Source organism: Kitasatospora sp. NPDC127116 (genome assembly GCF_042677365.1).
Taxonomy (GTDB): Bacteria; Actinomycetota; Actinomycetes; order Streptomycetales; family Streptomycetaceae; genus Kitasatospora; species Kitasatospora lactacystinica.
Genome location: NZ_JBHXTL010000001.1, coordinates 53,702 through 66,862, shown reverse-complemented (window position 1 = coordinate 66,862; position 13,161 = coordinate 53,702). Strand labels below are relative to the sequence as shown.

General features: G+C 71.8%; 13 protein-coding genes. 8 read left to right on the top strand and 5 right to left on the bottom strand.

Annotated features, from left to right (window positions below):
• Positions 1-669: 669 nt before the first annotated feature.
• Both ACFVHV_RS00265 and ACFVHV_RS00260 read right to left on the bottom strand, forming a co-directional pair.
• On the bottom strand, positions 670-1,218 hold the full coding sequence (locus ACFVHV_RS00265; protein ID WP_380347953.1) for a hypothetical protein: 549 nt from the start codon (positions 1,216-1,218) through the stop codon (positions 670-672).
• Between the two features lie 282 nt (positions 1,219-1,500).
• Complete coding sequence (locus ACFVHV_RS00260; RefSeq protein WP_380347731.1) at positions 1,501-3,378, bottom strand: DUF4157 domain-containing protein; 1,878 nt, start codon at positions 3,376-3,378, stop codon at positions 1,501-1,503.
• Positions 3,379-3,812: 434 nt separating this feature from the next.
• Here ACFVHV_RS00260 and ACFVHV_RS00255 point away from each other — a divergent pair, with 434 nt between their 5' ends.
• Both ACFVHV_RS00255 and ACFVHV_RS00250 read left to right on the top strand, forming a co-directional pair.
• Positions 3,813-4,682, top strand: coding sequence for a nuclease (locus tag ACFVHV_RS00255; RefSeq protein WP_380347729.1), 870 nt, complete (start codon positions 3,813-3,815; stop codon positions 4,680-4,682).
• Between the two features lie 17 nt (positions 4,683-4,699).
• Positions 4,700-5,107, top strand: a complete 408-nt coding sequence (locus ACFVHV_RS00250; protein WP_380347727.1) for a sugar dehydrogenase complex small subunit — start codon at positions 4,700-4,702, stop codon at positions 5,105-5,107.
• Positions 5,108-5,501: 394 nt separating this feature from the next.
• On the opposite strand, the gene ACFVHV_RS00245 is transcribed toward ACFVHV_RS00250, so the two are convergent.
• The gene (locus ACFVHV_RS00245; protein ID WP_380347945.1) at positions 5,502-6,737 is read right to left on the bottom strand and encodes an ISL3 family transposase; all 1,236 of its coding nucleotides are present in this window, start codon (positions 6,735-6,737) and stop codon (positions 5,502-5,504) included.
• A 140-nt stretch (positions 6,738-6,877) separates the two neighbouring features.
• Between ACFVHV_RS00245 and ACFVHV_RS00240 the strand changes: the two genes are divergently transcribed.
• Positions 6,878-7,099, top strand: coding sequence for a DUF5713 family protein (locus tag ACFVHV_RS00240; RefSeq protein WP_380347725.1), 222 nt, complete (start codon positions 6,878-6,880; stop codon positions 7,097-7,099).
• A 167-nt stretch (positions 7,100-7,266) separates the two neighbouring features.
• Here ACFVHV_RS00240 and ACFVHV_RS00235 read toward each other — a convergent pair whose 3' ends face one another.
• The gene (locus ACFVHV_RS00235; RefSeq protein WP_380347723.1) at positions 7,267-7,971 is read right to left on the bottom strand and encodes a hypothetical protein; all 705 of its coding nucleotides are present in this window, start codon (positions 7,969-7,971) and stop codon (positions 7,267-7,269) included.
• Positions 7,972-8,771: 800 nt separating this feature from the next.
• On the opposite strand from ACFVHV_RS00235, the gene ACFVHV_RS00230 reads away from it, so the two are divergent.
• The 4 genes from ACFVHV_RS00230 (at position 8,772) to ACFVHV_RS00215 (ending at position 10,850) form a co-directional block, all read left to right on the top strand.
• Positions 8,772-8,966 (top strand): hypothetical protein, encoded by a 195-nt coding sequence (locus ACFVHV_RS00230; protein ID WP_380347721.1) that lies wholly within the window; start codon positions 8,772-8,774, stop codon positions 8,964-8,966.
• Positions 8,967-9,030: 64 nt separating this feature from the next.
• Complete coding sequence (locus ACFVHV_RS00225) at positions 9,031-9,453, top strand: hypothetical protein (RefSeq protein ID WP_380347719.1); 423 nt, start codon at positions 9,031-9,033, stop codon at positions 9,451-9,453.
• Between the two features lie 259 nt (positions 9,454-9,712).
• Positions 9,713-10,018 carry a hypothetical protein gene (locus tag ACFVHV_RS00220; protein ID WP_380347717.1) on the top strand — a complete coding sequence of 102 codons (306 nt, stop codon included), beginning with the start codon at positions 9,713-9,715 and terminating at the stop codon, positions 10,016-10,018.
• Between the two features lie 133 nt (positions 10,019-10,151).
• Entirely contained in the window at positions 10,152-10,850 is a 699-nt protein-coding gene (locus tag ACFVHV_RS00215) for a hypothetical protein (protein ID WP_380347715.1), read from the top strand.
• On the opposite strand, the gene ACFVHV_RS00210 is transcribed toward ACFVHV_RS00215, so the two are convergent.
• Positions 10,768-11,454, bottom strand: a complete 687-nt coding sequence (locus ACFVHV_RS00210) for an IS5 family transposase (protein ID WP_380347943.1) — start codon at positions 11,452-11,454, stop codon at positions 10,768-10,770. The genes ACFVHV_RS00215 and ACFVHV_RS00210 overlap by 83 nt on opposite strands.
• A gap of 150 nt (positions 11,455-11,604) precedes the next feature.
• Here ACFVHV_RS00210 and ACFVHV_RS00205 point away from each other — a divergent pair, with 150 nt between their 5' ends.
• Positions 11,605-13,158, top strand: coding sequence for a sensor histidine kinase (locus ACFVHV_RS00205; RefSeq protein ID WP_380347713.1), 1,554 nt, complete (start codon positions 11,605-11,607; stop codon positions 13,156-13,158).
• Positions 13,159-13,161 lie beyond the last annotated feature (3 nt).

Below are 13,161 nucleotides of genomic sequence, written 5' to 3'. Positions count from 1 at the left end.
ACGGGGCGAGGGATGCCCGCCCGAAGCGGCGCGAGTGCGACGGTGTCGTGGCGGCGAAGGAGCTTGCTCGCCGACCGCTCCTCGGGGTCATGGTGCCCGCTCGGCAGGTGGCCACCGCTGCGCCGGTGCGCAGCCAGACCAGTCGCCGAACAGAGCTACCCGCTGTGGGACGAGGAGGGCACCGAGCCCCTGCCGGTGCCGGTCCTCGCCGACCCGGACGTCCTGGCCGCACTGCTCGCGCTGCTGCTGGCCGGGGACTTCGACGCCGTGAGGCCGGCCACCGCCGAGTGGAACCACGCGCCCGCCCAGCGCACCGCCGTCCTGGAGCACGCCCAGCGGGCTGGCCGCGCGTGGCCGAGCTGGCCCTGCGGGCGGCGAGCACCCCGGTGCCCGCCGCCCCGCGCTCGACCTCCGCGACGACTGGCCCGCCGAGGCCCGCCGGCTGGGCGAGGACCTGGCCGCCCTGTGGGGCGGCGCCGACCCGCTGCCCGACCTCGCGCCCGGATCGCCCATCACCCGGCGCACCTACGCCCGGCACTTCCGCACCTGAACCGGCGGGCCGATGCCCAGTTTCGTCCATGCCGGTCCGACGAGGCGACGCTCGGGGGAACACGGGGACGGCCCCGCCGGGCACGGCCCATCATTTGGTTCAACGACAGGGCTGCGCCCTCAGCGCACGACAAGCACCCGAGACCGGCCGACGGCAGGAACCGACACCGCGCCGCGCCGCCGACGGTACGACAGGTGGTCAGGGGTTGTGGCCGTCGCGTACGACTTCTTCGGCTTCTTCCAACGCTTCGACGACCACCTTGCGGACGTCGGGGTGGGGTGGGTGGCGTGGCGGTGCAGGAAGTCGAGGATCTGAGGTGCGCAGTCGGCAAGTTGGGGGACGAGGAAGCAGACGGCGTCGAACCGGTCGAGGTCGGCCGGTTCGGCAGTGCGCAGGATGTCGGGGACGGCGTCCAGAATCCGGGCGCGGCAGTACGCGGCGGTGTCGACCACTCTGCCGCCGACGAGGACCGTGGACCCTGGGGTCCTGGCGCTGAGGATCCCCTCCAGGATTCCCAGCGCGGCGCTGCTCAGCCGCCCGCCGGCGCGGGCGTGCCCGGCGAGGAAGTCCGCGCGGGGCACGGCCGCTGTGTAGAGCTGTCCCTGGTTGGCGACCTGGCAGTAGAGGACCGAGCGGGCACCGTCGCTCTCCTCGACCCCACCGGGCAAGGCCGCAAGCGCTGGACCATGCGATGGAAGCCCGCACTCCAAGCCTTCGACATCGCTTTCGGCGGCCGCCGATAATGCACATCACACGCGTTACACCGTTGGCTGGGCTCTGTCCCGTAATCGGCTCTGTCCCGATTACAGGACAGAGCCGTTGGCTGGACAGGCCCCACCGGGGGACCGCTCTTCGACGGGGACTGCCCGAACGGAGGCCCGGCACCGATCGGCGTCCGGGGGAGTCATCGGATCCGCACGGACGTGACGGTGTCGAGCCGGACGGACGGGTCAGACGGTCGCGGCCGGGGCGGGCTCGGTGGAACCGGCCTGCCGGTGCGCGTACCGCTCCTGGGCCAGCGCCTCCACCCGCTTGCGGAACGCCGACTCCGGCCCCGTGCCCCACTCGTGCATCATCACCAGCAGTTGGTTGAGCACCGTGTCGTACTCGACGAGCGTGCTGCTGCCCTCCGGGATCCGGCTCGCCAGCTGCGAGAGCCGCTCGTAGTCGCCGTCGGCCGTCAGTTTGGCCCTGAAGTTGGCGACGTACGTCGAGAGCTTGTCGCCCTTGGCGTAGTTCAGCTTGTTCCTGATCAGCGCGGTGTGCGATTCCGCGATGGTGGCGCTCTCCCGGGCGAGCAGTGCTTCGAGTTCGCCGATCCGGGCCGTCCGGTGTTTGGCCAGGGCGATGGCCTCCGCCTCGCTCATGCTCAGCGGGAGCATCAGCATGACCGCCGAGTTCCCGTACGTCCGGTGCGTGGCGACGTGCGTGAGCTCGTGGACCAGCGACCCCGTGCGCTCGACGGTCCCGTCCGGCTGGGTGAGCCCGTGCTTGACCGTGTAGGCCTGCCCCGCCGGCCCGCCGAGCTTGGCACCCGCGCCACCGGCCTCGAAGTTGACCTGGTCCGTGCCGGTCAGCACCTCGGTCAGGATCCGCTTCAGGGTGCCGTCCGTCAGCGTGTCGCGCAGCGCCTCGATCCGCGCCAGGTCCCGGCCGACGAGGTAGGCCTTCTGCTCCGGGGTCAGCGCGTGGACCGCCCGGCTCATGAGGTCCTGGACCAGTGCGCTGAGAACTCCGAGGTCCTTGCCGTCCGGCGTCGCCGCGTGCCTCGCGAGCAGGTCGTTCGCCTCCATGAGGTGGACGAACCCGCCGGACTCGTCGTCGCGCCGCTGGTAGCGCTCCAGGCAGTCGTAGATGGGCTGCTCCTGCCGGGCCTGGCGCATGGCGGTCTCGACGGCGACGTCCAGGGCCATCCCGTTCTTCTCGGTGGCCGCCTCGTTCATGAGATCGAAGGTCGCGTCCTTGCGCGGGCCGTCCTTCAGCTCCCCCTGGGCCTTGAGGCACAGTTGGACGATCGTCTCCAGTTGCTGCGAGCGGGCGGAGAACTGCTGTTCCGGAATCGCGTGGAACCGCTCCAGCGCCGCGTCCAGCTTCTTCAGCGCACTGGGACGGATGCTCTTCTTCACAGCGCTCCGCTGTTTGAAGGCCTCCACGCTCATCAGACGGGCGATCGGCAGGCCCTCCGAGGGCCGGCTCCCCCGTTCGGGGGCCGGCACCACCGAGGCCGGCGCCACCGCGGCCGTCCCGCTCCCCGCCATCACCCGCCGGGCGTTGGCCTCGGCTTCGCGTTCGAAGCGGTCGGAGGGGTCGGACACCCGCAGACCCGCGCCGTTGTCCGTGCCCGCGACCGGACCCCGGCGCTGCTGGATGACGTGCGTCAACTCGTGGGCCAGGGTGTGCTTGTCGCCGCCACCGTCACCGAGCACCACATGGTGGCCACTGGTGTAGGCACTGGCGCCGACCTCGGCGGCGGAGGCCTTGGCGGCGCTGTCGTCATGGATCCGGACGTCGGAGAAGTCGGCGCCGAAGCGGTTCTCCATCTCGGTGCGGGTCGCACCGTCGAGCGGCCGACCGCCGGTCCGCAGGACCTCGAACACGGTGGAGCGCTGCACCGCGAACCGTGCCGAATCCCCCTGTGCGAGGTGCCCGGCGTGCAGCACCCCGCCCCGGCGCATCATCTGCACGACGGCGGCGTTCCCGACCGAGGCCTGGAGCGCGAGCAGGCTCCGCCCGGTCGCCGGAATCTCCGCCGCCGGCCGCCTGGGCGCAGCCGTACGCTGCGCCGCCTGCAGTCCGGCCCGTTGGTCGTCGCGTTCCTGTGCTCGCACTGCCGCTCCTGACCCCGGGTGGCGACGACGTGGCCGGGTCGCCACGGTGGCCACCGCACACTCACGGCCCAGGATCCCACCCGGCTCGCCCCGCAAGGACGGCCGTGCCCCAAAGGGCAGCGAACTCTGCCCGAAAGCCCCTCGCCCGCCGGGCAGCACCGATTCCTCGGCCGCCGACTTCGGCCGGCGCTCCGGAACGACCGCCCACGGCGGGGGCGCGTCGGCCGGGGGCGGGTCGGCCAGGGGCGGCGCCCGTCACGCCCGGCCGGTCGAACCTGCCGTCCACCGGTCGGTGGACGGCAGGGGCGGGACTACCGGCAGCGGGTCCGGTTCGGGCGCGCCGGCCGCCTGCCAACTCGCCGACGGGACACTTCCATGGTTTGCCGACGAATCACCTCACAATGGGTCGCAACTCGACTACGGAAGGCGACATCATGCCGATGATCCTCATCAAGGGCAGCTACCTGATCAAGGGCTTCGAACCGGACGGCGACACCATCCGCTTCCTCCCCGACGACCCCACCCTCTGGTCCAAGGTCCCCGGCGGGGTCAAGGTGAGGGACGGCGGCGCCAGCTTGCGGCTGGACGGGATCGACGCCCTGGAGACGCACTACCAGGGCGTCGGCCCCGAGTTCGCCCACCAGCCGCTCGACCTGGGCGCCCACGCCGCCCGGAATGTCCTGCTGGCCTGGCTGGGCTTCACCGACGTCCAGCGGGGAGGGGACGAGAAGGTCACCTCCGCCACCCCGGAGACCGTATCCGGGTACATCCTCGCCAGCGGCGCCGACAAATTCGGCCGCTGCGTCGCGTTCGTCGGCAGGGGCACGCCGGACCCGGACGCCGCGAGCGGAACGTCGGTCATGGTCACCGTCCCGATGGTGCACCAGACCGCCAACCACGAACTGCTGTCCCGTGGCCTGGTCTACCCGACGTTCTTCTCGAACCTGCCGGAGGAACTGCGTGTCGACATGGCCGCCACCGCCCGACAGGCACGGGCCACGAAGGCGCCCGACAGCGTCTGGGCCAACGACGTCACCCACACCGGCGCCGTGATCGAGGACCTGGGCAGCCTCACCGACCAACTGGTCATCCTGCCGAAGCTGTTCCGCAGCCTGGCCGACTACCTGCGGCTCTTCGGCCCCTCCCTCGACGCCTTCCCCGCCTTCCTGGCCGGCAAGGACGACGAGTACTTCTTCTCCGACCCGAGGTTCACGACCAAGGGCCTGCAGCACGTCGTCGACGTCATCGGCAACACCGTCAAGCTGCGCCCCGCCATCGAGGACATCGTCTTCCTCGAGAAGTGAACGGGAGGACGCCCACCATGCCACCCACTGCCGACTTCCGCGGCCTCTCCGAGCACCTCACCGGTACGGCCCCGCTCGACGCCCGGCTCTCCGACGCCTTCCAGCAACGCGTCCTCGCCGCCTACCCCGCCGATCTCCCCCGCCTGCTCGCCGCCTGGACCGCCGCGACGGGCGCGCCGGACCCGGGCAAGGCCCTCCAGGACGCCCTGGACGCCGACGCCGCGCTCGCGCTCACCGCGCGCGCCGTGATCACGGTCTGGTACACCGGGCTGTTCCCCCACCCGGACGAGACGCCGGATCCCCCCGGCACCTCCGCGCAGTGGCGCTCCGGCCTGATCTGGAGCGTGATCGAGGCCCACCCGGGCTCCGCCGCACCGCAGCCGCCCCGGCCCAGCGGGTACGGCCACTGGACCCAGCACCCCTGAGCGAGCGAGGAACCGACCCCATGGACTTCGATTTCGACCTGGTCGTGGTGGGCGCCGGCGTCGCCGGGGCGCTCACCGCCTGCACCGTGAAGGCCGCGAAAACCCGGCGCCCGCGTCCTGATCCTGGACGCCGGGAACAACGGCCTCGACGCGGCGCAGCGCGCCGCGTTCGTCGAGGCCTACCAGCTCTCCCCCGGCAAGGGCGTCCCGACGCCGTACGCCGATCTGCCGAACAACAAGGACGGCTTCGGCCCTTCCCAGGCCCGCGGCCTGGCCGGCTGACCCCCGCCTGCGCGGGGAGGACCCAGGTCGTCAGCGGACCGCTGACATACGTGCCGGCTGTTTTCACCGGGGTGAAGGGGTTCAGGCACGGATTCCGTGAAGGGATCACGAGTCAGTGACGGTCTGTGTTGACCGAGATCTTGCTTCGAAGAGTCCGCCGGACGACCCGCTGTGAGAGATCATGCTCGGCATGACGACTTGAAGAGCACGGGCCGGACGGCAGCATTGGCGGAAGGTCGGGGGCTGGGAGACGGTGTCCGACGGCGATCGGCGAAAGTGTGCCGACTGTGGAACGCCGGTCCGCTCGTACCAGTACCGCTTCCACCCGCCCGAGTCCCCCATGTTCGAGCGCTGCATCGGATTCGCCTGGTGTTCCGGCTGCAGGATCTACTCCGGCAACATGGTGCACATCCCTCGGAAGCGAGTGCTGGTCGACGCGCTCGCTTCTCTTCCCCAGGAGCAACGGGAACGGCTTCTTCGTTCGGAAACGCGACTGGTCGAGTTCCTGGACCGTCAGGTCCGAGACGGCAGAGGATAGCCAGTCAGGGGCTCGTCGCCGCGTTGGGGTCGTCGGCTGGCCGCGACCAGGAGGAGCCGCTTGCGCAGCAGGGGTGGCTTCGCTCTGCCGAACATGCTGTGCTTGAGCGCCTTGAGGTCGTTGACGCGGCCCTCGACCCGCCTCGGCGAGGTTGTGCCAGAGGTGCCATTTGTCCGCGCAGTGCCGGGCGTCCGGGGCGCCCGCGCGGGCGCCGTCGGCGAAGACGGTCGCGCGGTCGCGGCAGATGATCTCGATGCCGGGGTGCTCGCGCAGCCAGGTGGCAACGCTGTCGGCGTCGCGGTCGGGCAGCAGGTCCAGGGGTTGGTGGGTCTCACAGTCGACCAGGATGGTGCCGTACCGGCGGCCCTTCCTGGTGGCGAACTCGTCGATGCCGAGCACACGCGGGCCCGCCCATGCGGGGTCCGGCAAGCCCATCACCAGACGCAGGACGGTCATCCGGCTGACAGCGACGCCGAGCAGCAGTGCCAGACGGACCACAGCGCGGGCCGCCAGGACGACGCCCAGCGCCGCGAGTATCCGCTGCAGGACGGGCGTCCGGCGGCCGTAGCGGCTGGTCAGTCCATCCGTCTGCTCCGCGAAGGTGACTCGCGGACACCCGCGGTTGTCGCAGAACATCCGACGCACCGACAGTTCGATCACGACGCCCCGGCCGCCGCACGGCGCGTCTGCCAGGTGCCGTCCGTACCGACTGTGGACCCGGTCGGACGGCGCTCCGCAGCCGGGACAGGGCACGGGGACGTGACCCGGCGTCGACGCCTCGATCACCACGCGGCCGTCCCGCACTTCCATGCACTCGACCCGCATCCCCATGAGATGCGGAAGGAGAAGAGAGAGTTCTTTACACGCGGCCAGAATCCACCCTGACATGACGGAGCGTCACCAGCGCACGGAAGCACGAGCGGCTTCACGGAATCCGTGCCTGAACGCATATGACCCGACAAAATCAGCCGTCGGGTCTCGAGGCCTTGTATGCGCTCGCACAGGCAGCGACGGAGGAGTTCAACCTGCTGGACAGGGAGTCCATGGCGGCCGGGAGCGGGATCGAGACGGTTGCGCGCGAGTGGATCTGCGACGAGTTCTCCTTCGTCTCATCGGCATACGGGTTCACGGACGCGGATACGGAGAAGCCGGCCGCCGGCCGAGACTGGTGACCCCGTCGTAGGTAGGACATGGTGTCGGCCCGCCCCTGCAGGGGGCAGCCGTGGTGTGGGGAGCGACGACTCCGTCCGAGTCCGATGGCGGATACCTCAGGGCGAACGCGAGTACCAGGCGACGTTCGCCACGCAGGCCTCGGGCAAGCCCAGGTGCGGGACGCGGCTCAGAACGGTGGCTCGATGGCGAGCCGCAGCCGCCGCTCGCGGTCCTCCTCGGTTTCGAGGCCATCGATGTCGTGCCCCCACGTGCGCAGGCCCGCAAGGGCGACGTCGCGGTGGTCGGGACGGTCGCTCTCCCGCAGCAGGCGTCGGGCGTGGTCAGCAAGCTTGGCCCGGTGCCGTGCCAGATGGGGGTGCTCGACCAGGGAGACGGTCGTGAAAACAGCGGCGTGGCGGACCGCATGGTCGTCGTCGTCGAGCAGCGGGGTGACGACCCGATGGACAGCAGGCCGCAGGCGTCGGAGGGCGGTCTCGTTCGAGGCGTGCCCGAACGAGGCGCAGGTACGGTCGTCGGCGGAGAGGAAGTAGTGGCCGAGCGTGTCGAGGAGGGTCGCGCGCATCGACCGGCCGGGGGTGTCCGGGTCGGGGAGGCCGAGTGCCTCGGCGGCCCGGGGGTCGGCGAACAGGCCGGCCAGGTACGTGGCGGCCGGCACGGTGGTCGGCAGCGCCTGCCCGGCCTCGGGGTGAAAGGCTCCGCGGAGACCCTGTCGGGCCTCCCTCCGGACGGCCGGGTCCGGGTGCAGCACATCCCGCAGGCCGGCCCGCACCCGGTGGGGGTCTCCGAATCCACACTCCAGGCTCGCCCAATCAGTCTCGCGGAGCACGGTGTCGGGATCGGGCAGGTCGGTTGTGGTCGGTCCGTCGATCATGCCTCGCAACCCTAAGGCGTGTGTGGCCGTCTGGTGACGGGGGTAGTGCCGTCCTCCCCGCGTGTGTGGGGCCGGTTGGAGCGCCGTTCGTGGTCGGCGGGCCTGGTCCCGGTGGGGTGGTACTCCGGGACCAGGCTGGGGAGCCTGCGGCCACAGGCTGCCGTCCCCTGGGTGCGGGCGTCCAAGACGATCGCCTTCTCGGCGAGGTCTTGGGCGAACCGGTCCTCGGGTTCGCGCCGGTTGAGGATGCGATGGCTGGGTCGATGACGGTGGTGGTGCGGCGGATCTCGGCGAGTGCGCGGTGGTAGCCGGGCGCTCGCGTCGTCGCGGGTGCGGACCGGGGCCTCGGGCTGTTCGACGGCCTGGTGATGCTCGGCTCGCTGGTCCGGGCCGGTGGCGGCGATGGCGCGGGGTGCCAGGACCCGCAGGTCCCGTACGACGGTCCGGCCCATCTTGCCGTTGATCCGGGCGACCGGCTGGCGCCGAGTCGTAGGAGGTGGTTCAGCGATGCCTGAACAGCCGCTGAACGCGAAGGGCTTCGGCCTGCCAGTGCACACGGGCCTCGCTGGCGGCAGAGGGTGCTTGCCGACCGAGGCGGGCAGCCAGGTCGCGGTACAGGGCCGGGTTTCGGGTGTCGCCGGCGCCGGCAACCGGCCCCGCCCCCACCAGGCCGTTCGGGTCCGGCCGGTTTCCCGGAACAGCCCCCCGACGGGCGGCGGCTCTGGCATGCTCACCCGAATGGCGGCAGGCACCGCGTAGCCGGAGCCTCACGCAGAGTCAAACAGAAGGCAGGGTGGGCAGTGCAGATCAGCGCGACGGTGTTCCTCGCGATCGTCATCGTCGTCCGCCTGCGACGCATCACCCACGCCCGCAGCCGCGTCGACGAGGCGTTCACCGTCTTCACCGCCGTCACCTTCGGTGTCCTGATCGCCGCCACCTCCTGGGGCCACGCCATCCTCCAGCTCGTCGGCGTCGCCGTCGACGCCACCCACTGACCCCGCCCGCGGCTCCGCCAACCGGCAGACCTACCCTGGTCGACGACACGGGGAGGGTCGGGGTGTGGAACTGGCGGCACGCGACAAGCACTGGATAGCCGCGATGGGTTTGATCGCGGTCATGGTGTCGGCGTGCGACGCGAGGGAGCGTGATTCCGACTATCAGCTCCCGTTCAAGCGGCGGGACGCCTCGGTCCTGCGCCGCATCGCGCTCGCCGACCCGTCCACGAAGAACACCACCGTGGCAGCGGACGACCGCACGGTCTCGATGGAGGTCGCCTGGAGCGGCTGCGACTACAAGCCCGACCTGGTGGCACGGGAGACGGCCAAGCAGGTGACACTGCTGCTCAGGCGCCGGGACGCCTCGGGCCCGAACATCGGATGCGAGGACGGCGGCATCGCCGAGCTCACGGTCGTCCTGCATCAACCCCTCGGCACCCGGGCCCTGACCGACGCCCTCACCGGCGAACCTGTCCCCCACGCCTGACACCGGCTGCAGCCGGATCCCGGCAGTCCCGACGACGGACGGCGCCACCTGCGTACCGGAACTGACGGAACTGGACCGTGAGTGCCGCAAGCTGGAGCAGGCCCTGCTGGAGGTCCACCGCACCACCCGCTCCATCGACCGCCGCTCACCCCGCCGGAGCTCGGTCAGGGAGCACTGCGCCCTGGTCGCAGGCGCGCTGCGCGTCCGGCTGGCCCGGATCGATGCCGACCCCGACACCGGCCTGGTCGAGCTGGCCCGCATGCTGGCGCTGATCGGAGAGAACTTCGCCGCCGGACGGCTCGCCGCACTGCTGCCGGAAGCCGAACTGGAGGGCGTGACCCCGGTGTCGACCAGGCGCGCCTCCGCCGCCGAGACCGTCCGCCTCGCCCTCGCGATCGCCGCCGCGACGGCCTCGGCGGCGGCCGCCACCGTGTTGCTCCCCTCGACCGGGCTCCCCACGGCCGTGCACCCCACGGTGGTGTTCGGCTCCGCTGTGGTAACCGCGATGCTGGTGGCCGGCCGGGCGCGGTTCGCGCGGATCGCCGAGTACCTGCCCGGCAAGTAGGGCGGCGGACGTCGGGCCAACCTGTCGCGAAAGATAGGTCCGGGAAGCCGCCACCGGCACGGAAACAGCAGCGACCCCGGCAGCCACCGGTCCCGGGGCACAATGGCATGGTCCGGCAGGGGAGGAGGGGCCCATGGGGAAGGCGGACGGCCCGCGGGACCGGCGCCCGCGACGCGGACCGGCGGCGGGTCAGGTGCTGCGCGGCCTGATCGCCGTGCTGGGGCTGGCGATCGTGGTGTTTGGCTTCGTCCGCTACCACGACGCCTACGACGAGGGCAGGGCTTACCTCGGCGCACCCGTCTGCGGTGCCACGGCCGACGGGGTGGCACAGGCGGACTGCCTGCGTCCCGAGAGCGGCCGGGTGACGAAGAAGTGGGTGGGCGCCAACAGTGACGCGACCTCGTACCGCCTCGCCGTTCTCCGGGAGAACGCGCCGGGCCGCACCTACACGGTCGACGAGTCGTTCTACGACGCGGTGGACGTCGGCTCGACCGTGGAACTGCGCTTCTGGCGGGGCCGGGTGGCCGAGATCATCCACCAGGGACACCGAACCGACCCGCAGACCACCCCGTGGGCCCTGATGTTCCGGATCGGGCTGCTGGTCGTGGCGGGCACGGCGCTGCTGGCCGGCGGCCTGGCCGGGGCGTTCCTGGAGGCGTGGAGGATCCAGGCGGTGATCCTGGTCCCGCTGTTCCTCCTCACCTGGGGCGTCGGTGCACGGCTGCTGGCCTGGCGCTGGCCACAGGCCCTCACCATGGGCCTGCCGGCGCTGGCCTGGCTGATCGCCGCCGCCCTGACGACGGCCGTGGCCGTGGTGGCGGCGGAGGACTGAGCGGCCGCGACCGGCTCTGGGCGCAGCTGCGGGGCGTCGGGCCGGCGCGCCGGGGCCGGCCGCGCTTGCCGCGAACGGACGGCACTGCCTGAAGCAGTGGAACGAGCTGGGTGACGTCATTGCGGTTCCCGCCGGTCAGGGTGACGGCGAGCGGAATGCCGGTGGCATCGGTGATCAGGTGGTGCTTGCTGCCCGTCCTGCCCCGGTCGACAGGACTTCGTCCCGTCTTGGATCCCCCTTTGACGCCCGGATGTGAGAGCCGTCCACCTCCGCCCAGGAGAAGTCGAGGGCGTTCGCGCTGCGGAGCTTGGCCAGGAGGACCTCGTGGAGCCGGGGCCAGACGGCCGGCCTCCGTCCACTCGGCCAGGCGGCGCCAGCAGGTCATGCCCGACCCGAAGCCGAGTTCCTGCGGGAGATGTTCCCAGCTGATCCCGGTGTGCAGGACGAACAGGATGCCCTGGAACACCAGTCGGTCCGGATGCCGCTTCCGTCCTGGATGCCGCACGCGCCGCTCAACCTTGGGCAGCAGCGGTTCGATCACCGCCCACAATTCGTCGTCAACATGCCACGGCTTCGGCCGAGCCACCCCGCGCCCCCGGATCATCACTTCCAGAACGATCCAGCCACCTCGAAGATCATTTCGTTAGGAGTTCTAAGTCGCCCGAGGCCAGGCCGACCCAGGTCCGGCCCGAGGCGACTCGGGCATGACTTTCGACAGATCCGCTGCGGCAACGGCTTTTGTAGGGTCGTGGGCATGCGGATGAGTGGGGCGGCGCTGCCCGTGGTGGCGGCGGTGTGTATCGGGCTGGGTGTCACGAGCCTCTGGTGGGCGCTGCCCGCGATCGGGGTCTCCTTCCTGGCCGGGCTGCGGATGGAGCGGGTACGGCCGGCGGCGGTGGTGTTCGCCGTCCTGGTGGCGGCCGGGGTGCTGGTGGTCGGCTCGGTGCCCTCCTGGATCGTTCTGGGCCTGCGGTTCGTCGCGCTCGCCGTGAGCACCGGGATGGGCCCGTGGCTGCTGGGCCGGTTCTGGCGGCAGTCGCAGGAACTCGTGCGCGCCGGGTGGGAGCGGGCCGAGCGGCTGGAGCGCGAGCGGCAACTCGTCGCGGAGCAGGCCAGGTTGCGCGAACGGGCCCGGATCGCCCAGGACATGCACGACGCCCTCGGGCACGACCTCAGCCTGATTGCGCTGCGCGCCGGGGCCCTCAAGCTCGCCCCCGGCCTGGCCCCGCCCCACCGGGAGGCCGTCCAGGAGATCCGGGCGGGTGCGGCCGCCGCCGTCGACCGACTCGGCGAAGTGATCGGCATCCTGCGCGACGGAGACGAGGGAGAGGGAGGCACTTCCGCGGCCCACGGGCCGGCCGACTCGGACATCCCGCAGCTCGTCGCCGAGGCGGCCGCCGCCGGACTGGACGTCCGCTCGGAGATCAGCGGGGAGACGGAAGGGATCCCGCGCGCCACCGAGCACGCCGCGTACCGGGTGGTGCAGGAGGCCATGACCAACGCCGCCAAGCACGCACCGCGAGCGTCCGTCACCGTGGAGGTGGCGTACTCGGACGACGGCGTCCACGTACGGGTGGCCAACGGCCCCGCGCCTGCGACAGTGCCCGGACCCACACCCGCACCCGCGCCCGTCGCCCGCCGAGCGGCGTCGCCGCAACCCGCGTCAACCCCGCTCGGCGCAACGCCCACCGCAACGCCCACCGGAGCGTTCTCCGGAACCCCTGTCGCGGCTCCCGCAGCGGTTCCCGCCGCGCCGCCCATCGGCGGGCACGGCCTGGTCGGGCTCGCCGAGCGGGTCCGGCTCGCGGGCGGCACCCTTGCCCACGGGGCCCGCGCGGACGGCGGGTTCGAGATCGTGGCCGACCTGCCGCGCCATGCCGCCGGGCCCGTCCCGCCGCTGCCCCCCGCTCCGCCGTCACCGGTCCGCGAACTGCGGCAGGCACGGCGCAGGGTGGGCCGGACGCTGGCCGCCGTGGTGCTCGTCCCGCTGACGACGGCCGTGCTGCTCACCGTGGCGCTGCGAGTATGGACGCTCTACGTGGTCAGCCTGTCGGTGCTGGACCCGGGGGTCTTCGCCTCCCTCCAGGTGGGGCAGGACCAGGCCTCGGTCGAGCGGCTGCTGCCGGGCCACCGGCTGCCGTACCGCCCGCCGAGCGGGCCGTCGACGCCGGCACCGCCAACGGGAGAGGGGGTCTCGTGCACGTACTACGCCATCACCGCCCAGCTGTTCGTGGACCGGGCCGGAGACGCCTACCGGATCTGCTTCCGGGACTCCCGGCTGGTCTCGCGTGATGTGCTCGTCTCCTGACCT

Bases quoted from the DNA above. Each gene is read 5' to 3' on its own strand.
- ACFVHV_RS00215 (WP_380347715.1), top strand. From the start codon at position 10,152: ATGGGGAAGGCGGACGGCCCGCGGGACCGGCGCCCGCGACGCGGACCG.
- ACFVHV_RS00220 (WP_380347717.1), top strand. From the start codon at position 9,713: ATGCTGGCGCTGATCGGAGAGAACTTCGCCGCCGGACGGCTCGCCGCA.
- ACFVHV_RS00240 (WP_380347725.1), top strand. From the start codon at position 6,878: ATGACCCGACAAAATCAGCCGTCGGGTCTCGAGGCCTTGTATGCGCTC.
- ACFVHV_RS00250 (WP_380347727.1), top strand. From the start codon at position 4,700: ATGCCACCCACTGCCGACTTCCGCGGCCTCTCCGAGCACCTCACCGGT.
- ACFVHV_RS00245 (WP_380347945.1), bottom strand. From the start codon at position 6,737: ATGGAAGTGCGGGACGGCCGCGTGGTGATCGAGGCGTCGACGCCGGGT.
- ACFVHV_RS00205 (WP_380347713.1), top strand. From the start codon at position 11,605: ATGCGGATGAGTGGGGCGGCGCTGCCCGTGGTGGCGGCGGTGTGTATC.
- ACFVHV_RS00210 (WP_380347943.1), bottom strand. From the start codon at position 11,454: ATGATCCGGGGGCGCGGGGTGGCTCGGCCGAAGCCGTGGCATGTTGAC.
- ACFVHV_RS00235 (WP_380347723.1), bottom strand. From the start codon at position 7,971: ATGATCGACGGACCGACCACAACCGACCTGCCCGATCCCGACACCGTG.
- ACFVHV_RS00255 (WP_380347729.1), top strand. From the start codon at position 3,813: ATGCCGATGATCCTCATCAAGGGCAGCTACCTGATCAAGGGCTTCGAA.